Here is a 23140-nt window from a genome sequence, read left to right as displayed (position 1 = left end):
TCGAAACTCACAGGCAAACTTGAAAATTCAACTCGCCGCAGTTTGGAAATACCGCAAGGAGACAGGATGTTAATCGGCTCAAGCAAATCAATCAGAATGCTCTGCCTGACAATGCTGGCAGTCTATTGTATCGCAGGTGCACAACCGCCTGTTTACGCAGAGGATAAAGCGAAGCTGGGAGATTCTTACGGCTTTAAACCACTGGAACTCTTCAAGCTCTCCGACCGGTCCGCCAATATGCTGGCACAGGATCTGAACGGAGATGGGCTGAATGATCTGATTCTGATTGACAACAGCAACAGCCGCATTGATGTCCTGCAGCAACGTGCTCCCGGCGAAAAAGTCTCTCCCGATGAAATGACAGACGAAGTCAATGGGATTCCCAGTGATGCACGTTTAAAACACATCAAAATTCCCGTCGATGTCTCCATTTCAGCACTGACAGTGGGTGACTTCAATGGAGACGGGCTCAATGATCTGGCCTACCTGGCCCTGCCGGACCGACTGATCATTCGCTATCAGACCAAAACAGGAGAGTGGTCCGACCGCAAACGTATCCGGCTGGCAGATCTGCAGTCGACGCAGTGGACTATTGCCGCCGGCGATCTGAACCACGATCAGAAAACCGATTTGATCGTTCTGGGAACGAACCATACTTATGTCATTCTGCAGGATCAGAACGGCGTATTGAAAACGCCGCGTCCGATTCTGAATACATCACCCAAGCTCGGGCTCGCGGCCATCGCCGATCTGAATGGGGATGGACGCAACGATTTTACTTATGCCACACGCGACGGCAAAGATCAGATGCTCTGTGCCCGTCTGCAAAAACCAGATGGCAACCTGGGACCGGAAATCCGGTTTGAACTATCCAATCCCCGCTCGGTCACTTTAGCAGATATCGATGGCAAAGCAGGTTCAGAAATTCTCACCATCGATTCGCAGACCGGCAGAATGAGAATTCAGCAGCTGGAAAAATCGTCGACGCAAAATGGAGACCTTTCCAAGCGACTGACGATGTACGGTTTCGGTGAAGAAGGATCGGGACGGAATCGCGGCTTCGATCTGGGAGACATTAACGGCGACGGAATTACCGATGTCGTTGTCTCCGACCCGGAAACCGCACAGATGCTGGTCTACCTGCAGGCCAAAGATCGTGGCCTGGACCTGGGGCAGACCTACCCGGGACTTCTCGGAGTAGAACAGTTACGCGTTGAAGACGTCAACGGCGACGGACGGGCAGAAGTGTTCGTCCTCAGCGAACGGGAAAAGATTATCGGCGTCAGTTCGTTTGAAAATCAGCGACTCTCGTTTCCCAAAATTCTCCCGGTGAAAGGGGAGCCGGTTGCCTTTGAAATGGCCGACCTGGACGGCAACCAGTCACCCGAATTAATCTATATCTCCAGGGTGGACTCCAATCAGTATAAACTCCAGGCATTGAAACTGAATCCGGATGGAACCTGGGCCGATTATTCTTTTCCCAGCAATCCGCCCAACCTGGAAAACCCGAAATCATTAGTCAAACTCGATGCCAACGGCGATGGGGTTTTTGAACTGATGGCCTTTTATGGGCTCTCTCGTTCTCCCAAAATGATCACCCTCACACCTAAACAGACGCCGCAGCTGATTACCCCCTCCGGGGGAATCAACCTGGATGAGATCAAGCCGGAATCCATTTTTATCGGCGGCCCGAAACGGGACTGGATTCTGACCGCGCAGAACAATTTTGCCCGCAGACTGGTTTTGAATTCCGATAATCAGTGGCAGGTGCTCGATCAGTTTAATGCCCCCGAAAGCAAAGCCCGCGTGGTCGGAGCCGTCAACATTAACCTGGATGGCGAACCCGGAGATGAAATCGTGCTGATCGATCTGGGAGTGCAGAAACTGCGCATCCTGCGAAAAGAAGCCAATGTTTATCGTCCCTGGAAGGAAGTGGAAATCGGCGAGTTTCCCTTCCTGTCCGCGCATGTCGCTGACCTGAATGGAGATCAACTGCCTGATCTCGTGTTGTTTGGTCGCGGCCAGTTCGGAATCCTCTACTCAGGTCAGACGCCTCCCACCCTGAAAGATGTCGCCTCATACGAATCCAAAATTCCGCAGGCCTATTTCACCGACTCCGTGGCCGGCGATCTGAACAGCGACGGGCAGTCAGATATCGTCATCCTGGATCTACGCACGCATCAGGTGGAAATTCTGAACTTCCAGGAACAGGCAGGCCTGAAGCACGCTTTGAACTTCAAAGTGTTCGAAGAGAAAACATTTTCCCGATCCAACCGGTCGGGCTCAGATCCACGTGAGGCAGTCATCGCCGACCTGACCGGTGACAATCGAAAAGATCTGATCCTGTTATGCCATGATCGCGTGCTACTCTACCCCCAGGATGACGGCAAAAAGTAATCGCGAGTCGATCAGAGTTCGGACGTTCCGTGCATCGCATATTTTTGAGAGAGATAATCCAGCCCCCAGATTAAAATGGCGGCGACGATGATTAACACAATTGATGTCCAGAACTGACCGTCGAATGCTGCGGGCCAGACATTTTCATAGATCCGATGTTTGAACGGAACCATTTCCGGAGTCTGGTCGGCAGTGTAGGGAGTCACATCCACCTTAAATGGCCAGATTCGTCTGAGCGAGCCCACCATCAGGCCGCACAACACCGCCATCGTCAATGTATGATAGTTGTGCAACAGCCAGCGCAATACCTTGCTGAACAGAATCAGTCCGATCAGGCAGCCCAGAACAAATACAAATACCGTTACCAGGCCACTCCAGTCGATGTTTCCCTTGAGCAATTCTTTCGGGATCGTTTTCAGCAGGCCTGTGACATCATGATATTTTCCCAGCAGGATCAGAATCAGGGCACCGCTGATCCCCGGCAGGATCATGGCACAGATGGCAATCATCCCACAGAAAAAGACGTACAGGTTCCCCTCGGGAGGCTGAATCGAATGTTCGCCGACCAGGATATAGACGCCCGCCAGCGATGCCAGAAACGCCAGCACATTTAAAACCGTCCAGCGTTTGACCATCTGTGCGACCAGGTAACTTGAAGCCAGGATCAGGCCGAAGAACACAGACAGCGTCAACTGCAGATGATAATCGAGCAGATAATGCATCAGGCTGGCCAGGCTGACCACACCCGTCAGAATTCCCACACCCAGCGGGAGCACAAACCGCAGATCCAGATGCACTGCGACGTCAGACCATTGTCGTTTCGCCAGCAACTGAAACAGCCGGGCGTCGCAGTGGCTGATCGCGGTCACCAGACGTTGATAGATCCCCAGGATCAGAGCTACGGTCCCCCCGGATACACCGGGAATGATGTCGGCGCCTCCCATTAACAGTCCGCGACCGACCTGGATCAGATCCGATTTCGCAGGAAACTTAGGTGTCGTTTGTGTGACGGGCTGTTCGGAGTGGGACATCAATAAACCTTGATTTAATGAACAAACGAATTTTCGCTGCAATTATTTTCACGTCAGCAATTGAACCGGGCATACGGGATCAGCTATCTTTAGAAGTGACGAGAGTGTAATGTAGTCAGGCAATTCTGAAAAGTGTTGATTTCTGGACCTCCAGCAGCAAAGCGAAAAGTACTATGAAAGGCCCCGGATTAAAGCTGGATCTTGATGTCAGACGGCTCTGGAAATGCCCCCAGACCGGACAGACGATCCGCCTGAGCGGAAACGTAGTTGCAAAATCGGTTGAAGTGGACGGCAAAACCGTCTTTATGCAACTGGTCGAAGAGCAACGCAGCCGGTATCGGGATCCGTTCCATTTCGAATACTATGAGCCGTCTGCACACGATCAGTCCTCGTCCGAACGTGCCGCTGCTGCTGCCCGCTCAATTGAGGAGTCGGATACGGCGCCCGTTGAGACACCCGTCGATCAGCCGGTTGACAATGTTGCCGATCACTCTATAACTGAAGTGGCTTCAATAACTCCCACTGAGGAGCCAGAAGCAGCGCCCCCGACTCCCGCGGAAGCAGAGCTCCCGCAGCCCGCTGAAGAAGAGGAAGACACATTCGGCGGCGGGTTGCTGTAACCCGGTTTTGAATGCCATGCGTTCGATTTGATTTCATTCCACCAGCGATTTTCAGCGCGGCATCAGCCGATTGGTATAACGCGGTCCATGTCACAAAAAGATATTATTATTACCGGTGCCCGTGAGCACAATCTGCAGAATGTCAGTGTGCGCCTCCCCCGCAATCAGCTGATCGTCATGACCGGCGTGAGTGGCTCCGGTAAAAGTTCACTCGCCTTTGATACGCTCTATGCAGAAGGTCAAAGGCGCTACGTCGAATCACTGTCCAGTTACGCACGCCAGTTTCTCGGGCAGATGCCCAAACCCGAAGTCGATGCGATTTCCGGGCTGGCACCCTCGATTTCCATTCAGCAGAAAATGAGCGGACGCAATCCCCGCAGTACCGTGGGGACGATCACCGAAATTTACGATTACCTCCGCGTCCTGTTTGCCCGCGTCGGGCAGGGCTTCTGCGAAAATTGCGGCAAACCAATCAGCTCGCAGAGCAGTGAACGCATTATCGATTCGATCGCGGTACTCCCCGATAAGACCCGGTATTCCATTCTCGCGCCGCTGATTCAGCAGCAGAAGGGGGAATACAAAGACCTCTTCGAAGACCTGCTCAAACAGGGCTTTCTGCGGGCCCGCGTGGATGGTCGCATTATTCAACTTTCAGACCAGTTGCAGCTCGACCGCCAGATGCGTCATACGATCGAAGTGGTGATCGACCGTCTCGTTGCCGGCAAAGTCAGCCGGGCCCGCCTGGCGGAGTCCGTGGAACTCGCCTTGAAACTGGCGAACGGCACCCTGATTATCGCCACGGAAGTCTCAAAGAAAACAGAGAGCAGCGACAGCGAAGAAAGCCTGCAGGACAAACTCTACAGTTCCCGCTATGCCTGCACCGATTGTGGCATCAGTTACGAACCACCCACGCCGCAGCTGTTCAGCTTCAACAGTCCCCTCGGGATGTGCGGTGAATGTAACGGGCTGGGCATGCGGTATGATTTTCCGCTCGATGCGTTGATCTCCAAAGAGACCGTGTCGATTCAAAAAGGAGCTTTCGAACTGCTGGGCCCGCTCAGCAAAGTCGGTAAGTGGCGCCGTCACATTTATAATGGCGTGGCCCGTTCGATTGAAAACGATCTGAATCTGCCTGAAGACAGCTTCCTGAAAACTCCCTGGAACGAACTGCCTGCCGCCGCTCAACAGCAGTTTCTGTACGGTACCGGCGATCGTAATATCACCTTCAGCTGGCGGCATTCGGGGGGCATCTGGAAACATGGGGGCACGTGGGACGGCTATGTCGAAGAACTGCTGGAAAGTTATCGCAAAACCAGTAATCCCATGCGGCGGAAACAGCTCGAAAAATACATGGACTTTGTCGAATGCTCGAGCTGTCAGGGCACGCGTCTGAATTCGCAGGCCCGGCACGTGCGCATCACCTCTCTCAGTGATGCATACTCCAGCAAACAGACACACAGTTCAAAAACGCTGCCCGAGGTCTGTGCTTTCAGTATTGAAGAAGCCGCCGGTTTCTTTGAAACACTGGACCTGGACGAAACCGGTTTACTGATCGCCGACGAAGTCCTCAAAGAGATTCGTGGCCGACTCGGGTTTCTGCTGCGTTGCGGCTTGAATTACCTGACGCTGGATCGCACCGCGCCCACACTTTCCGGCGGTGAAAGTCAGCGAATTCGCCTCGCCGGGCAGATTGGCTGTGGCCTGGTGGGGGTCGTCTACATTCTGGATGAACCTTCGATTGGCCTGCATCCCCGCGACAATACGATGCTGCTGGAAAGTCTCTGTGACCTGCGCGATCAGGGCAATACCGTCATCGTTGTCGAACACGATGAAGAAACGATGCGCGCCGCCGATCACATTGTGGACTTCGGACCCGGCCCTGGTGTGCGTGGCGGTTACATCGTTGCAGAAGGCTCGTATCAGAAAATTCTCAAAGCAAAAGAGAGCGTCACCGGACAGTTTCTCGCCGGTAAAGAGAAGATCGAGATCCCTGAACAGCGGCGGTCGCTCGTCAAAAAAGATTCGATTGTGATTAAAGGGGCGAAACATCATAACCTCAAAGACATCACCACCCGCATCCCCACCAAGGGGCTGATCTGTGTAACGGGCGTGAGCGGGTCCGGGAAAAGTTCTCTCATCAATGATATTCTCTGGCCGGTTCTGAATCAGAAAGTCAACAAAGGCAAAGGCGATCCCGGGTCGCATCAGAGTGTGACCGGACTGGAACTGATCGATAAAGCCATCGACATCGATCAGTCCCCCATCGGCCGCACACCCCGATCCAATCCGGCGACTTACGTGAAGGTATTCGATCTGATTCGGGACCTGTATACGAAGCTCCCCGATTCCCGGATGCGGGGTTATAAAGCGGGGCGTTTCAGTTTCAATGTTCCCGGCGGTCGCTGTGAAGCCTGTGAAGGACACGGCGCTAATAAACTGGAGATGGACTTTCTCGCGGATGTCTGGGTCCCCTGTCCGGTGTGCGAAGGCCGCCGCTTTCATCATGAGACACTCGAGATCCGCTATAAAGGTGCGAACATCGCTGAAGTGCTCGAGATGGACATTCAGCAGGCGATCGAACATTTTCAGAACGTCCCCAAAATCTTAAAGCTGCTCGAATCTCTGCATGATGTGGGGTTGGATTATCTGAAACTCGGACAACCCTCGCCAACCCTCTCCGGCGGAGAAGCCCAGCGGGTGAAACTGGCCCGCGAACTGGGGAAACGTTCCACAGGCAGTACCTTTTATCTGCTGGATGAGCCGACGACCGGGTTGCATTTTGCCGATGTGAAGCTGCTGCTCAAGGTTCTGCATCACCTGGCGGACGCCGGCAATACGGTGCTTGTGGTCGAACATCATCTGGATGTGATTAAAACCGCCGACTGGGTGATTGATCTCGGCCCCGAAGGAGGCGAAGGGGGAGGCACCATTCTGGTCGAAGGCACGCCGGAAGAAGTTGCCGCCTGTCCCTGGTCCTATACTGGACTGGCACTCAAAGAACAGACTGATCTGGTTCCCGCAAAAACCGTCAAAGGCAAAAAGAAACAGGCGCTGATCTTAAACAATCCCCATTTGCGCTGGCAGTCTGCCAGCACGAAGCGGAACGGAAAGTCCAACGGCGACAGTTCGCAGATTACGATTCGCGGCGCAGGCCAGCATAACCTGCAGAACGTGGATCTGCAGATCACCCGCGACCAGATGAATGTCTTCTGTGGCCCGAGCGGCAGTGGCAAATCGTCGCTGGCCATGGATACGCTCTACGCCGAAGGACAGCGTCGTTATGTCGAATCTCTGTCTGCATATGCACGGCAGTTCCTGGGACAGATGCCCAAACCCAAATTCGAGCATATTCACGGCCTTTCGCCGGCGATTGCCATCGAACAGAAAACCACAGGCCATTCTCCCCGTTCCACCGTGGGTACGGTCACGGAGATCTATGATTACCTGCGTGTGCTCTATGCGCGACTGGGAACCATGTACTGCCCCGACTGCGATGTTCCCGTGGAAACACAGACCACCGACGAAGTGATCGAACGCATTCTCGCAATGGAAGCAGGCACCAGACTGTTGATTCTGGCACCCGTTGATATCAACGTGGGTCAGGCTTACGAAACGCTCTGGGAAAAATTACGATCGCAGGGCTTCCTGCGCGTTCGCATCGATGGCGTGACCTGTCGCCTGGAAGAGGTTCCCGATATCGACCGCCGTCGTCGACATGAAGTCGAAGTGGTCATCGACCGCATCACCGTCGCTGCTAAAAACCGTTCGCGGATTGCTGATTCCGTAGAATCCGCGCTAGCGCTTGGCGCAGGTCTGATGTATGCCTGCTACTGCGACGATGAAGTTCCTGAACAGGAATGGGATTTCGAAACCTTCAGCCTGTTCTACTTCTGCGATCAGTGTGGCCAGAGCTTTGAAGAACTGACACCTCACAATTACTCCTTTAACAGTCCGCTGGGCTGGTGTGAATATTGTGAAGGGCTGGGAACCGAACTGGGTACGAACCTGTCCGAGCTGATTCCCGATCCCAACCGCAGTCTGCAGGACGCGGCCGTCGCCGCCTGGCCTGATCCCCGGACCAACGCCAAATTCAAAATAACTCTGGACGCGATCGCAAAGCAGTTTCGGATTCCCCTGGATGTCCCCTTCAATCAGTTGAGTGTGAAACAGCAGCGATTTGTGTTGTACGGCGATGAAGATCGCTGGATTCCCCTCGACGAAGCAGGCACAGTTCAGTTTCAGTACAAAGGTCTCTACCCGGCCATTGAAGAAGCCTCGCGCCTTTCGTTTGGCTTTCGCAGTCGACTGCAGGAGATGACAGGCGAAGTTCCCTGCTCGGTCTGTAACGGGAGTCGCCTGCGAACGGATGCCGCCGCGGTCCGCTTTCAGGGGAAGACCGTCGGCCAGTTCTGTGATCTCCCTCTGAAAGCGGCGCTTGCGTTTATCAAGACCGCAAAACTCGACAAACGGCAAAAGCAGATCGCGGGAGACCTGATCAAAGAAGCCACGAGCCGCCTGCAGTTCCTCGTCGATGTGGGACTCGAATATCTGACGCTGAGTCGTCCGCTGCCCACACTCTCCGGCGGAGAGAGCCAGCGAATTCGTCTGGCGGGGCAGGTAGGACGTTCGCTGACAGGCGTGTTGTATGTGCTGGATGAGCCCACGATCGGCCTGCATCCCCGCGATAATACGCGGTTGATCAACACACTGAAAAAACTCCGCGATATCGGCAATACGATTGTAATGGTCGAGCATGATCGCGAAGTCCTGGAAGCCTCGGACTGTCTGTACGATTTTGGACCCGGCGCAGGCCGCTTTGGGGGGACCATTGTCGGCAAAGGTTCACCCAAACAGCTCAAACGCAAAAAGAAATCACTCACCGGCCAGTATCTTGCGGATCAACTGACGATCCCGCTGCCTCAGGAACGGCGTGTGATCTATGAAAAACAGGGCAAGACAGAGACGCCGCTTTCCCCCACCGGTCACTGGCTGGAATTAAAGGGCGCCCGGCAGCACAATCTGAAGTCCGTCGATCTGAAAATTCCCCTGGGGTCATTCACATGCATTACGGGCGTATCGGGATCGGGCAAAAGTTCGCTGGTGGAAGAAACACTGGCCCGGGCAGTGACCAAAAAACTGCATCGTTCCAAAGAAGCACCCGGACCGCATGACGATCTGCTGGGGCTCGACCAGATCAATAAAGCGATTATCGTCGATCAGAAACCGCTGGGAAACACGCCCGCTTCCAATCCGGCGACTTATACCGGCGTCTTCGATCAGATCCGCGAACTATTCTCGCGGCTGCCGGATGCCAAAGTGCGCGGCTATCAACCGGGCCGCTTCAGCTTCAATCGTTCCGGCGGTCGCTGTGAAGACTGTGATGGGAATGGCCAGCGTTGCATCGAAATGCACTTTCTGCCCGATGTCTGGGTGACCTGTGAAACATGTAACGGCAAACGTTATAACCAGGAGACTCTCTCGGTCAAATATAAAGGAAAATCCATCGCGGATGTGCTGGAAATGTCAATCGGCGAAGTGGCCGAGTTATTCAATAACATTCCCGCCATCCGCCGCACGATGGAAACGCTGTGTGCGATCGGTCTGGACTATCTGACATTGGGGCAATCCGCGCCAACGCTGTCCGGCGGAGAATCGCAGCGGGTGAAACTGGCAGCCGAACTGGCGCGACCCAGTACCGGCAAGACGCTCTATCTGCTCGACGAACCGACTACGGGTCTGCATTTCGACGACATTGCCAAACTGCTGAAGGTGTTGAACAGCCTGGTGGAATTGGGTAACACCGTCATTGTCATCGAACATAATCTGGATGTGATCAAAACAGCAGACTGGCTGGTCGACGTCGGGCCGGAAGCCGGCAGTGAGGGCGGACAGATCATTGCTGCGGGAACGCCTGAGAAACTGGTCGAACATGCAGAGCGTTTTCAGAAACAGGGCAAAGCCACCAAATCACGCAAAACGAGTCAGGAACCGTTACTCAGATCTTATACCGGTGAGATCCTGCAGCCGATCATCTCAACGGGGAAACGCGTGGAACGCGAAATCTTTGACGCGCAGAGCCTGGGAGAAAAGCAGGAGGGCGATCTCGATCTCAAACAGATCGGTCGCGACGCCCAGATGCCGTGGCAGAAAGAGGGACGCCGCTGGCATACCCAGGATCATGTTTCCCTGTCAGGAGCCGCCTGTCAGTGGGAAGGTGCGGCTCTGGAAACTGTGATTGACTTTATCGAAAACAAAGAGGGCTTCGGCGAGATTAACTGGAATCATCGCAGCATCGTCGAAGTCAATGGCCCGGTGAAAAAGCAGGGCTGGTTCCTGCATGCCAATACCGGCGATGAATGGCTGTTGCGGCTCAGCTTCCGCGTGAAACGCAATACGTTCAAACAGGATGAACTGCGCGATCAGTTGTCTTTAAAGTCGCTGGACGATCTGGATGAACTGCCGATCTACGGTCGCTCAAATCGGGTCCGCGTCAAAAACCTGAAAGGCCCCTGGCAGGAAGTCAGCCTGACGATCCACTGGCAGGAAGAAATCGCGACGCCCGGCTTCCAGGAGTTTCTGGAGACCTCTTGCGAATCGTACCTCGGTCTGATTCACCGTGAGGAAATTAAGCCCGAGGAGATCATGCCCTGGAAAGTCTTGAAAAAGAAATGGCATCTTTCCCGGAAAGGCTTCCCGAACAATAAACGGGTCCGCTGGGATGCGGAACTGCTGGAGTCCTTATTTGATCTGCTGGAGCAGACTTACCCGCATGCAGCATACCAGTGGGACAGTAAGTCGCTGGTCAATCTGTCGCACGCCGGGAAAAAGAAACCGTTTCTTACCGTGCATACCAAACGTCGTGAAGGCGTCGATCTGACGCTGCAGGGAACGGCGGGCAAGATTACTCTGGGTAAAATTGCTGACTTGGGGGATGAGCGGGAGATAAAAACGGATGCGCGAGGCAAGGAACAGGCCCGCATTCGCTTCACTCAGAAAAAACAGGTCGAGTCAAAATCGTTCAAAGCGTTACTGGCATCAATTACTTAAGTGTCGCACGCTCTCAGAAATGCTTGTGGAATTCCCTTGTTTTATAGAGTGGATCACATTTAATCATAGCGACTCTCAATCTAATATACTCGGTCCGAATAGACCTGGAATCGCTACGGTAAAACTGGAAACAGTGCTGAGGGAAATCACCTCTCTCGGGAAAAGATGTTGACGTTTTTTCAAGGAACAGATAGGATACCTCTTGTGGTAATGGTCTTAATATTACCTCGTCGTATACAAGTCGAATCTTAATCAGGTCAAGCTGCTCTTTTCTCTCACAACTCAAAAGGTGGGGACCTGTTCAATAAACGAGGATCGCCTCGTTATTAAAGTAGGAATTTTGGAATTGTGACGGATGCTATTCGCTTACTCCAATCCTGGCACCCTGACAGTTCACGCTCCTGCTAAGTTAAATTTGTACTTAAGCATCGATGATAAACGATCCGATGGCTTTCACGAAATTACTTCGTTGATGCTCTCGGTAGGAATATACGACACTTTAGTTTTCACGGAGGAACCTTCAGCAGAAGTCGAGTTGCGTGTTACCGAAGCCAATTCACTTCTCACTCCACTCAAGAAAAACCGGCAGCGTATCCCCGCGGGTGAAGAGAATCTGGTTGTGAGAGCAATCCGGTTACTTCAGGAACAGACGGGGCAACATCAGGGAATTCGCATTGAGTTGATCAAGCGGATTCCAGCTGAAGCCGGGCTGGGCGGAGGATCGAGTGATGCAGCTGCAGCCTTATTTGCTGCCAATAAACTCTGGCGTCTGGGATTGTCGATTTCAGAACTGTGTGAAATCGCGGCGAAACTGGGCAGTGATATTCCTTTCTTTCTGACAGCCAGCCACAGTGCCATCTGTCGCGGGAGAGGCGAAATCATTGAACCTGTTTCTGTTCCCCAATGTCTGCATTTTGTGGTTGTGCGACCTCAGTCGGGTTTATCAACGGCGGAAGTTTATCGGCACTGTCGAGTGGGAAGTCACTCGGAAAATCAGGTGGAACAACTTGTCAGCAACCTGGCTTCTGGTCAATTTCATGCATTATCCAGCCTGATGTTGAATGATCTGCAGGCACCCGCCGAAAAACTGAATTCCGATATATTAATATTAAAAGATTACTTCTCAAAACAGTCCGTTTTGGGGCATATGATGAGTGGAAGTGGGACTGCCTACTTTGGAGTCTGCCAAAACAGAGCACAGGCATCTCAAATTGCTGCGCGATTACGATCCACAGTGAAAGGGCATGTATTTGTCGTCCAGAACCGCCTATAGATGAGCATTTTAAAATTTGGCACAAATGGAGTGAGGCCATGGAGATCAGTGAAGTACGCATCAAGTTGATGAATGATCCACACGAAAGATTACTGGCGTTTTGCTCAATTACTTTCGATGTTTCGTTTGTTATCCGAGATCTGAAAATCATCCAGGGGGCAAAAGGTGCCTTCGTGGCAATGCCCAGCCGCAAGCTGATGGACCGGTGTCCCAAATGTCACACCAAAAACCATTTGCGCGCTTCCTTCTGCAATCAGTGTGGTATCAGACTCGATGAAAATCGAGCCGACAAAGATGACGCCGGCCGTGCCAGGCTATACGCGGATATCGCCCATCCCATCAATTCCGAGTGCCGTGAACTGATCCAGGAAGAGGTCCTGAAAGCCTACCGGGAAGAAAAAGTTTCAGCCCAGCAGGATGGCTACATCTGTCGCTACGACGATTTCGGCGAAGAGGACTTTGCCCGCCTGGGACCCTACGAAGAAGACTACGAAGAGGCACCCGTCTCACAGTCTCCCGCTGCGGAATCAACGCATATTCGTAAGGGGAGTCAGGTTTTTCGTATCGATTCTGGCGAGTCAGGTTCGGACCGCAGCCGACCCCATCACACGGCAGATGATCAACCCGCCCCCAAGAAAGTCACATCCAATGATAATGAGGCAGGGGGTAAGGGGGATACGTTCGGATCTGGTATCGTTTGAACTCAGACGGGTTTCCGATTCTGCTATGCAGCAGAGGACTGCAGTCATAGCAGAATCACTTACAGGTCCACGTCCTCAGGTTACCTGGTCGGCATGACTGTTACATCATGAACAGACCGACCACCATGATGGTAATGCCGGTTGCTTTGGATGTCAGCATACTCTGCAGACGATCCAGTACATTTTCGCTCGGATGGAAAGCGACAATTTCTTTCTTTTCGACCTCTTTTCGCAGTTCCGCATTCAGCCATTCCAGCACGGAAATACTCAGAATTTGTCGCTGATCTGCTGCTGCCTCCTCAATTCGCTGAGTGAGAGTCGCAGACTCTGGTTGGATTGTCTTCAATTCTTCTCCTGGCGGAGAAGTCACTAATTGTTGCATGATAGCCCATTTCTATCCCGGTAAGTTACCGAAATCGTGCTTGGAAGACACCGGTCGCCGGGGTCAGTTGGTTTGGTTCTGGTGTGAAACAGTTTCCCTGTCAGGCGATTCAGTCAAAGGAGAGTTTGTATTATGTATCGGTAATTTCTGCGGCTTCTCCCGCATTTCTTCGTTCTTTTCTTCAGTAAATCTACTGAGTTGAAGGAAGCTGTATCGATTATAGCTGTCTTGAGAGGCAGGTGGGGTGACTGGCGTTCGTCTGTTTTCAGATTGGATTCATATCTCCAGAATCAGATATCAAAAGTGTTGAAATCGTCTTCATGATTTCGTACGTCTTCACTTATGTGTTGCCGGTATTGTACGTTAGAATGTGAATACAAGATGAAGTTACGCTTCAGATCAGAATTATTATTTGACTTTTCGGAAAGAGACGTTTTATGAAATCCCTGAATCGACTTTTGCCTCTGCTTTCACTGGCCTGTCTGCTGGCGGCCTGCTCTGATTCCGGCCCGACGGAAGCACAAAAAAAAGAAGCCGCCGACGAAGTTTCTGCCATCGATCTTCCTGAAAAAACGTTAGAAACATTATTCGATGTGGAAGAAGGTTTCACCCTGCTCAGTCTCAAAGACTTTGAAGTTTTCAATGCGAAATCCAAAGAACCCGTCGAGGGGAAAAACTGGAGCGAAACAGACGGTGTACTATCCTGTAAAGGCACGCCCCGCGGTTACCTGTATTCTCACGAGTCGTTCGGCAATTGTACGATCCGCCTGGAATATCGTTTCCCCGAATCCGCCGAAAAAAATGAAAATCCGAATACCGGGTTCCTGTTTTTTATCACCGGCGAAAACCGGATCTGGCCGAAATGCCTGGAAGTGCAAGGCAAATTCGCAGAGATGGCTCATATCAAATCGAACAGTAAAGAGATCCAGCTGGAAGTGACAGACAATGAAGCAGCCCGCGAAAAAGCCCGCCGACCGATTGGGGAATGGAATACCATTGAAGTCGTCTGCAAAGACGGGGCGCTGACGTCTGTCCTGAACGGCACACAGATCGCCACCTCGAAGCCCAGCGAACTGAAGTCCGGCTTTTTCGGTATTCAATCCGAAGGCGACGCCGTCGAATTTCGCAACATCCGCGTGCAGAAACTGACCGATTGAGTCTTTTGCTTTGCAATCATTCAGATGTTCTCCTTAAAATGGTTGTCTGAATTCACATAACTTATACATACTCAACTGTGGAGCGATCACCATGAGTTTTCGATTATTGGCAGCCTGCTGTCTGCTGGTGTGTTCTGTCCTGGCATTCTCTTCTGATGCTGATGCCGCCGAGGGGAAAACCAGGGTGCTGATGCTCACACAGAGCAAAGGTTACACGCACGGTTCCGTCAAACGACAGGAAGAGAAACTGGCTCCCGCGGAAATCGCCATGATTCAGTTAGGCAAGCAGTCCGGACTGTTTACCGTGGATTGTACCCAGGACGCCGCCGCAGATTTCACGAAAGAGAATCTGCAGAACTACGATCTCGTGATGTTCTACACGACAGGTATGTTGCCCATCAAAGAAGAGGATATGCAGTATTTTCTGAACGACTGGCTCAAGCAGAAAGGGCACGGGTTTATCGGCTTTCACTCGGCCACTGACACTTATAAATCTTATGAACCTTACTGGGACATGGTGGGCGGTTCGTTTAATGGGCATCCCTGGACAGCCGGGAATACGGTCACGATTACCGTACACAATCCTGATTTTCCGGCGATGAAACCGTTCGGGAAAGAATTCCAGTTTAAAGATGAAATCTACCAGTACAAAAACTGGCAGCCGGAAAAAGTACATGTCCTGATGAGTCTGAACATGGAAAAGTGTAATCCAAAGAAACCCTATCAGGTGCCAGTCGCCTGGGCCAAGGAATGGGGCGCGGGAAAAGTCTTCGTCAACAACCTGGGCCACAATCCCGAAACCTGGGCCAATCCCATGTTCCAGGAATCCGTGATCGGAGCCATCAAATGGATTCGAGGCGACGCACCGGCCGACGTGCCCCCCAATCCGGAGCTTTCCAAACAAGAAGAAGAAAAAGCGGCAGCCGCTGCGAAAACAGAATCGAAATAAGCTGACGAACAGCAGAATCAGGGAAAGCCAGCATGTCGAAAGCCAGCATGTCGAAAGTGATTGTCATCACCGGCGTGACCCAGGGGTTGGGACGCGCCATGACACAAGCGTTGATTGCAGCAGGGCACACCGTCGCTGGTTGCGGACGCTCTGCCGATAAAATTAGCGAGCTCACAGAGCAGTTCGGTACCACGCATCATTTTTCTGCCGTCGATGTAGCCGATGACCGCGCGGTCGAGAACTGGGCGACGACGATAATCGATCAACTGGGACCGCCCGATCTGTTGTTGAACAACGCCGCCGTGATCAATGAGAACGCGCCGCTCTGGGAAATCTCCGCTGACGAGATCGATCAGATCATTGACGTCAATATCAAAGGGACCATCAATACGATTCGTCACTTTGTACCCGCGATGGTCGCGCGTCAGTCTGGTGTGATTGTCAATTTCAGTTCCGGCTGGGGGCGTTCGGCTTCTGCAGAAGTCGCCTCCTATTGTGCGACCAAGTGGGCCATCGAAGGGTTAACGCAGTCTCTGGCGCAGGAATTACCGCGGGGCATGGCGGCGATTCCCCTGAATCCGGGTATTATTAACACAGCCCTACTGCAAAGCTGTTTCGGTGAGCACGCCGATCATTATGCGACGGCTGAGCAATGGGCCGAGTCAGCAGTTCCCTTTCTGCTGAAGCTCTCCGCCCGCGATAACGGGAAATCGTTAACGGCTCCTGCCTGACGTTTTTCACTCTCTCCGGCAGCAGATCTCGATTCCGGGTGGTGAATGGCATTTCACTTTCGGTTTGAGTAAACTCGTTGCAGTAATAAAATGAACGTCCGTGATCTCAAACTGCATTCAAGAAGTCTTCCAGCATGGCCAAATACTTTAAATATAAAACTCCTGCCGACGTGGTCGCAGACTCCGAACGTCTGGGCTGTCCGATTCAGGTTTCCGATAACTTTGATGTGCTCTATCAACCGATTCAGATTGGTCATCTGCAGGCGAAAAGTCGACTCGGCATTCAGCCAATGGAAGGCTGTGACGGTACAACAGACGGCTTCCCTGATGAATTGACGTATCGACGTTATCAGCGATTCGGAGCCGGGGGGGCTTCACTTATCTGGGGGGAAGCGACTGCGATCGGCCCGGAAGCGCGGATGAATCCCCGCCAGTTGATGATCAATGAAAAAACGGCATCTTCGCTGGAAAAGATGCTGGCCGGCTGCCGCGAAGCACATACGGAAGTCTTCGGTTCAGCTGATGGCCTGGTGATCGGTCTGCAGTTAACGCATTCCGGGCGGTTCAGTTTTGAAAAACCTCTGCTGGCCACCCATGACCAGGTCCTTGATCCTCGCACTGTAGAGAAATCAACCGGGCGCATCGTCGATGACAGTTATCCGCTGCTCTCAGACGATGATCTGAAACGCATTGAAGACCAGTATGTCACGGCTGCGAAACTGGCGGAATCGATTGGAGTCGGCTTTGTTGATATCAAGCAGTGTCACCGCTATCTGCTTTCCGAATTACTGGCTGCGAAAAATCGTCCCGGCGAATATGGTGGTTCGCTAGAGAACCGCACGCGTCTGGTGCGCAACGTCGTCAAACGCATTCGTGAAGAGTGTCCGACCCTGGTGATCGGCACCCGCATGAATGGTTACGACGGGATTCCCTACCAGGGGGCCGGTGATGACTTTATCGGCGAACCCTGCCCACATGAGCTGCCGCTGCAAACCGCGTTCGGTACCAATCCCGACGATCATCTGCAGGAAGATCTGACGGAACCGATCCAGGTGGCTAAACTCCTGAAAGAGTGGGGCGTCAGCATGATCAATATCTCCAACGGAAATCCTTATGCGAACCCGCATATCGTGAGACCCGCCGAGTTTCCGCCCACCGATGGCTACCATGCTCCCGAACATCCGCTGATCGGCGTGGCCCGTCATTTCCGGATTGCCGGTCAGATCCAGGCAGCGGTCCCGGATATTCCCGTGGTCGGCAGTGGCTACAGCTGGCTGCAGGACTTTGCCATGCATGCCGCTGCGGCGAATGTGGAATCAGGAAACATTTCCATCGTAGGTATGGGACGCGCCACACTCTCGCAGCCTGAGTTTGCGAAACAGTTGCAGGAAGAAGGAAAGCTCAATCGTAAAACCGTCTGTCGGACGTTTTCGTATTGCACGAACCTCATGCGCACGAAGGACCATCCCCTGGGACAGTATCCCACCGGATGTCCTCCGTTTGACAAAGAGGTTTACGATCCGCTCTGGAAAGAAGCGAAAGCGAAACTGGAAGCGAAGCAGAAGCCAGCCGAGTGATCAGGCTGCCTGTTGAATCGGTGACTCTTCCACCTGTTCGTCGGCAATGATTTCGGTGACCAGTCCGCCGTAATCTTTGGCACCGGGACAGGAACTGGAATAATCAAAGACAGACTGCCCATAGCTGGGCGCTTCGGCCAGTTTAATGTTCCGCCGAATCCGGCTCTGGAATACTTTCGCAGACGACCACGGTGCTTCCGGATCGCTGTTATTCAGGAACGCACTCAGGTCGTCGGTCACGTCTGCCGCCAGTCGGGTGCCGGTTTCGTACAGACAGAGTACCACTCCCGAAACGCGCAGTTCGCGATTCAAACGTCGACGGACCAGCGCCGTCGTTTCGAGCAGTTTAGAGAGCCCCTGTAACGCAAAGAAGTGTGGCTGCAGGGGAATAATGACTTCGCTGGCCGCTGTCAGCGCGTTGATGGTCAGCACACCCAGGGAAGGGGGGCAGTCCATTATGATGTAGTCGAACGGTTCGGTCTCCGCCATTTTGCGGATCGCCTGACGCAGAACAATTTCGCGGTTGTCCGCGTCGACCAGTTCCAGCTCTGTGGCTGCCAGATCCAGCGTCGCAGGCACGACCCATAAATTTTTGGCAACCAGTTGCCGTGTTTCGGCGAGTGTTTTAAATCCAGAAAAGACATCGTAAGCGGTCGGGACATTTCCGAACGGCTCGATGCCCAGATGTAAAGAGGCATGTCCCTGTGGGTCAAGGTCGATCAGGCAGACTTTCTTGCCCTGCATCGCCAGACCGGCAGCCATGTTCACGCTCGACGTCGTTTTGCCGACGCCCCCTTTTTGATTCATGATTGCTATGATACGCATCGGGAGTCCTTTCCCTCTTTCTCTTTGATAAAATCGGGTCGCTTGCTTGTTTCAAACTCTTGTGTATTCATGTCTTAGGTCGCGGTCGTCTTGTCGCAAACCAGGATGACAGTCCAGCATTTCCATACTGAAGGTGGGGCAGTATATCGGGAGATTCGAATTTTGGAAACAGGAATCGGGCAGCGGAAAAGCGAATTATTTCGACGGAATTTCGAGCTGCGCCAGGATGTGTTGAATGGAACAGCGTCGACCGGCGTTTACCTAGGGATCGGCGCTGAGTGTCCGGTCGAGGTCTGTTCGGAGACTCGAGTTTCCCCCGGTGTTTCCTGCCGCTGCAGAACATACAGTACATGTTGTGCCCGCAGGTTGGCCAGCCAGGCTTTTTCAATCGCCCGGTGATTGATAATCGGAATCTCCTGCAGGATTTCGATCCCCAGCAGCCGCATCAGGTCCTGAAAATCATGCATGGACATCAGATGCAGGTTGGGGGTGTTATACCATTCGTAAGGCAGAACTTCGGTGACCGGCGCGCGGCCCTGTTTGAGTACCTGCAGGCGGATGCGCCAGTTCCCGAAATTGGGGACGACAACCAGTGCTTTTTTGGCGACACGCACCATCTCTTCCAGCAACTGCTTGGGATGCAGCACCTGCTGCAGCGTCTGGCTCAGAACCACATAATCAAAGGCGCCATCCGGAATATCCAGCAGCCCTTCGTCCAGGTCGGCCTGGATCACGGGCACTCCGCGTGCGATGGCGGCATGATGCTGAGTGATATCGATTTCGATTCCCAGGACTGAAGCATCCCGTTCTTCACGCAACCGTGCCAGCAGACGACCATCACCACAACCCAGGTCAAGTACGCGGCTGCCTGGGTGGATCTGTTCCAGCAGTAACCGGTCGGTCATCTCCAGGGAAGGGTCCTGCATACAATATCGATGTTGAGCACGCATGGTTGAGATCCGCTTGACTAAGTCCTGTTGCTTTCCGCGAGGCGTGAGGAGTAAGCCTGTTCCAGAAAAGGGGTAATCATCTTATTCAACTGTTCAATTTCAATCAGAAAGGAATCATGTCCAAACGGGCTTTTGAGCTCAATAAAGGAGACATGTTTTCCACACTCGATCAAAGCCCTGACGATCTCCTTGCTCTGGCTGGTCGTAAAGAGCCAGTCAGAATCATAAGAGGCGATCAGGAACCGGGCATCTGTTTTTCCTAATGCTTTGACCAGTGATCCATGCTGCGAGACCAGATCAAAATAGTCCATCGCGCGGGTCAGGTAGAGATAACTGTTGGCATCAAAGCGTTCTACAAACCGCTTGCCCTGGTAATGCAGGTAACTTTCGACCTGAAACTCCACTTCCGGCAGCATTTCATAGGTGAAGGTATCGTGATCCTGCAGGCGTCTGCCGAATTTCATTTCGATGGATTGATCAGACAGGTAGGTGATGTGGGCGATCATGCGGGCCAGGGCCAGGCCGTAGCGAGGACCGGCTCCCACTTCATATTCCCCGTCCTTGAATTCCGGATCGGTTTTGATGGCGCGTCTGCCTACCGCGTTGAATGCAATTCCCTGGGCCGAGAGTTGAGCCGCAGAAGCCAGGCAGATGGCACCACGCAGCTGATCGGGAAAGCGGGTCGCCCATTCCAGAACCTGCATGCCTCCCAGGCTGCCGCCAATGACAGCGAGCAACTGATCGATACCCAGGTGTTTGATGAGGGCAGAATGCACTTCGACGATATCGCCAACCGTGATGAAAGGAAATCCGAGTCGGTAAGACTGATTGGTTTCCGGGTTAATGCTGCCGGGGCCCGTTGTTCCCTGACAGCCTCCCAGTACATTCGCACAGATAACATAGTATTTATTCGTGTCGAGCGTGCGACCCGGTCCGATCAAGTCATCCCACCAGCCCGGCTTGGCTTTCTCGTCATCGTCTTCATAGTAACCGGCGGCGTGGGCGTCTCCTGTCAGTGCATGACAGATAAAAATCGCGTTATCTTTCGCCGGGGTCAATTCGCCATAAGTTTCATAGGCGACTTGGATCGGCCCCAGTTCACCGCCGCCTGCCAGCTTGAGCCAGTTCGGAGGCGCAAACAGGGTTGCCAGTCTGGTTTGGACAATTCCAACCCCTGAATCCTGCCGGGTTTCTGATAGTTCCTGTTGTGTTGCCATAGAATAAATGCTTTTCAGTATTCCAGCAAAATCATCAGCTGTCTGTCATTCAGTTCATTATTAGTTTCAACAGATCTACCGCGATTCGTTCTCAGCAGACCGATAGCCGGTCTCGCGGGAGCGGTTTTCCGTCGTTCAGACAGTATACCCAAGCTTGTTAAGAATTTCGACACGCTACGGATCGAAAGACCTCAGATCCTGAGGCATTCTCAATCGGATCACCGGATTGATCAGCGGCGGAAACAGGAGGACCCTGTCAAACAGGGCTTTTTTCGAAAAAGACACTGGTTTTAAGCACAATACCCTGCCAGAGATCAGTCTGCCAGTTCCAGGAAGCGATCCACGCGGCGGTCGATAATATCAATACTTTTGTTCCAGAAATCCGCTTCACCCAGATGGTAGCCGAATGTATTGGATACGGCGTCTTCTGTTACCTGACAGCCGGTGGCAATCAGGAGTTCACGGTATTTGTCCGCAAACTCTGACTGATCCGTAAATGTATCCGCCAGGGCATAAACTCCCAGGGAGAGTAAATATCCAAAGGTGTAAGGAAAATTATAGAAGGGTAATTCGCTGATATAGAAATGGAGTTTGGAAATCCAGAAGGAAGGGTTCCAGCCGGAATCGTCCAGGGCTCCCGCGTAGGCTTCTTTTTGAGCCTCCAGCATCAATTCTGAAAAACGTTCGGGAGTTAATTCTCCATTTGCCCGTTCCCGATGCAGGCGGTCTTCGAACAGGAATCGTGCGTGGATATTCATCAGGAATGCTACGGAGTCTCCCAGCATGCCATCCAGAATCTGTAATTCTTCATCACGGGATCGGGCTGCTTTCAGACGTTGCTCACCCAGTACGGCTTCAGCAAAAGTGGAAGCCGTTTCTGCCAGGTTCATCGGGTAATCGCTTAATACAAAAGGAGCATCTTTTAAGACGTACGAATGATAGGCGTGCCCCAGCTCATGAGCGAGGGTCGACATGCTGTCGGCCGAGTCGGTATAGGTCATAAATATCCGGGACTGTTTTTGAACCGGGAATGTAGTGCAAAAGCCGCCCTGACGCTTGCCCGGTCGATTTTCCGCTTCGATCCACTGTTCACGGAGTGCCGTCTCTGCAAACTGACTCAGATCGGGACTGAACTTTTCAAATGAATTCACGACCAGTTCACAGGCGCGATTGTAACTGAGTTCAGGAGATTCACCACCTGAAAGCGGCAGCGGTGCATTCAGGTCGTACCAGCAGAGTTTTTCGAGACCCAGCAGTTCTGCTTTCTTATCGAGAAACTGAACCAGCTTCTGTTTCCGCTGGGAGATCACCGACCACATCGTATTCAGGGTGGTCCGCTGCATGCGGTTGTAAACTAATGGTGCATCGAGATGGTCTGTCACGGACAGGTGGCTGTAGAGCGTAAGCCTGGTTCCTGCCAGGTGATTCAAGGCGTCGGCACACGAATCGGCAATCGTGTCCCACGCTTTGTTGGCTGCATAGAAATTATTCTGACGCACGAAACGCTGGGGGGAATCGAACTGGACCTGTCCGGGCGAACGTTCTACCAGTTCCCCTTTTTCCATCAGTTGGATTTTCAGATCACCTGACAGCCGATCATAAAGTCGTCCCCAGGCATGCAGTCCATCGACGGCCAGTTGCGATGCCAGGATTTCCTGTTCCTTAGGGAGTCTTAATGTCGCGTTCCGTTTCGAGTCTTCCAGGAAAAACTGAATCTGCTTCAGGCGGGAATCCTGTTCCAGAAACTGCTGCAACACTTCCGCAGGGATTTCACGGATGGTCAGCTGCAACTGGGTTTCGATATTCTCCCTCAGTGGTCGAATACTGGCCAGCCGTGCCATCAATGTTTGAAAGCGTTTGTTATGTGCATCATCAGCACAATAACATTCCAGAAACGCAAATAATCCCGCCAGCTCCGCGACAGCAGACTGATAGTCGGTCAGAAAATCTCCCCAGAGAGAAGCATGCTGCTGTGGATCGACCGCCTGTGACAGGCCCGCAACACGTGCCACCAGGTCTTCCAGGGACACTTTTATCTGCTGGAGACAGTCCTCGAACTCCGGTTGTTCGGGATGAGGGTACAGCGAGGCCAGTTCCCAGGTCAGCGGATAAGCGGTAGACTCAGTCATAGCGGTAAATCCAATTCAGAAAAAGAGAGGTGATTCATCTCTACTGACTGTATTGGATCAGTGGTCATTCCGTCAATTATAGAGCCACTGATATAGAGCCACTGATTTGAAATCTGGAAGTGGAGGAAAGAAAACTTCCCACGCTTCGAATCTG

General features: G+C 52.7%; 15 protein-coding genes. 9 read left to right on the top strand and 6 right to left on the bottom strand.

Translation table 11 applies throughout. The annotated features are described in order from the left end of the window. Positions 1–66 precede the first annotated feature (66 nt). Positions 67–2397, top strand: a complete 2331-nt coding sequence (locus GmarT_RS22610) for an FG-GAP repeat domain-containing protein (RefSeq protein ID WP_002647002.1) — start codon at positions 67–69, stop codon at positions 2395–2397. A gap of 11 nt (positions 2398–2408) precedes the next feature. Here GmarT_RS22610 and GmarT_RS22605 read toward each other — a convergent pair whose 3' ends face one another. Continuing rightward, positions 2409–3428, bottom strand: a complete 1020-nt coding sequence (locus GmarT_RS22605; protein WP_002647003.1) for a DUF368 domain-containing protein — start codon at positions 3426–3428, stop codon at positions 2409–2411. A gap of 173 nt (positions 3429–3601) precedes the next feature. On the opposite strand from GmarT_RS22605, the gene GmarT_RS22600 reads away from it, so the two are divergent. From GmarT_RS22600 to GmarT_RS22585, 4 genes are all read left to right on the top strand, one after another. Further along, positions 3602–4048: a hypothetical protein gene (locus GmarT_RS22600; protein ID WP_002647004.1), complete on the top strand. Its 447-nt coding sequence runs from the start codon at positions 3602–3604 to the stop codon at positions 4046–4048. Between the two features lie 87 nt (positions 4049–4135). Further along, on the top strand, positions 4136–11095 hold the full coding sequence (gene uvrA, locus GmarT_RS22595; RefSeq protein WP_002647005.1) for an excinuclease ABC subunit UvrA: 6960 nt from the start codon (positions 4136–4138) through the stop codon (positions 11093–11095). A 355-nt stretch (positions 11096–11450) separates the two neighbouring features. Beyond that, a complete protein-coding gene (gene ispE, locus GmarT_RS22590) occupies positions 11451–12368 on the top strand; it encodes a 4-(cytidine 5'-diphospho)-2-C-methyl-D-erythritol kinase (protein WP_002647006.1) in 918 nt (305 codons plus the stop codon). A gap of 38 nt (positions 12369–12406) precedes the next feature. Then, entirely contained in the window at positions 12407–13069 is a 663-nt protein-coding gene (locus GmarT_RS22585; RefSeq protein WP_002647007.1) for a SpoVG family protein, read from the top strand. A gap of 100 nt (positions 13070–13169) precedes the next feature. Here the strand turns inward: GmarT_RS22585 and GmarT_RS22580 are convergent, their stop codons facing one another. Continuing rightward, complete coding sequence (locus tag GmarT_RS22580) at positions 13170–13451, bottom strand: hypothetical protein (RefSeq protein ID WP_002647008.1); 282 nt, start codon at positions 13449–13451, stop codon at positions 13170–13172. Positions 13452–13888: 437 nt separating this feature from the next. On the opposite strand from GmarT_RS22580, the gene GmarT_RS22575 reads away from it, so the two are divergent. The 4 genes from GmarT_RS22575 (at position 13889) to GmarT_RS22560 (ending at position 17865) form a co-directional block, all read left to right on the top strand. Next, positions 13889–14608: a 3-keto-disaccharide hydrolase gene (locus GmarT_RS22575; RefSeq protein WP_002647009.1), complete on the top strand. Its 720-nt coding sequence runs from the start codon at positions 13889–13891 to the stop codon at positions 14606–14608. A 91-nt stretch (positions 14609–14699) separates the two neighbouring features. Then, positions 14700–15557, top strand: a complete 858-nt coding sequence (locus GmarT_RS22570) for a ThuA domain-containing protein (RefSeq protein WP_002647010.1) — start codon at positions 14700–14702, stop codon at positions 15555–15557. A gap of 32 nt (positions 15558–15589) precedes the next feature. Then, the gene (locus GmarT_RS22565; RefSeq protein WP_002647011.1) at positions 15590–16288 is read left to right on the top strand and encodes an SDR family oxidoreductase; all 699 of its coding nucleotides are present in this window, start codon (positions 15590–15592) and stop codon (positions 16286–16288) included. Positions 16289–16422: 134 nt separating this feature from the next. Then, positions 16423–17865 (top strand): oxidoreductase, encoded by a 1443-nt coding sequence (locus GmarT_RS22560; protein ID WP_002647012.1) that lies wholly within the window; start codon positions 16423–16425, stop codon positions 17863–17865. Here the strand turns inward: GmarT_RS22560 and GmarT_RS22555 are convergent, their stop codons facing one another. The 4 genes from GmarT_RS22555 to GmarT_RS22540 all read right to left on the bottom strand — a co-directional run bounded on the left by GmarT_RS22555 (position 17866) and on the right by GmarT_RS22540 (position 22986). After that, entirely contained in the window at positions 17866–18690 is an 825-nt protein-coding gene (locus tag GmarT_RS22555; protein ID WP_044238348.1) for a ParA family protein, read from the bottom strand. Positions 18691–18947: 257 nt separating this feature from the next. Further along, on the bottom strand, positions 18948–19640 hold the full coding sequence (gene metW, locus GmarT_RS22550; RefSeq protein ID WP_230682436.1) for a methionine biosynthesis protein MetW: 693 nt from the start codon (positions 19638–19640) through the stop codon (positions 18948–18950). A gap of 17 nt (positions 19641–19657) precedes the next feature. Then, positions 19658–20857: a homoserine O-acetyltransferase MetX gene (metX, locus tag GmarT_RS22545; protein WP_002647015.1), complete on the bottom strand. Its 1200-nt coding sequence runs from the start codon at positions 20855–20857 to the stop codon at positions 19658–19660. Between the two features lie 314 nt (positions 20858–21171). Then, positions 21172–22986 (bottom strand): M3 family oligoendopeptidase, encoded by a 1815-nt coding sequence (locus tag GmarT_RS22540; RefSeq protein ID WP_002647017.1) that lies wholly within the window; start codon positions 22984–22986, stop codon positions 21172–21174. Between the last annotated feature and the right edge of the window lie 154 nt (positions 22987–23140).

Source organism: Gimesia maris, from assembly GCF_008298035.1.
GTDB classification, from domain to species: Bacteria; Planctomycetota; Planctomycetia; order Planctomycetales; family Planctomycetaceae; genus Gimesia; species Gimesia maris.
The sequence above is the reverse complement of the archived record's forward strand: the minus strand, read 5'-3'. Positions and strand labels throughout refer to the sequence as shown.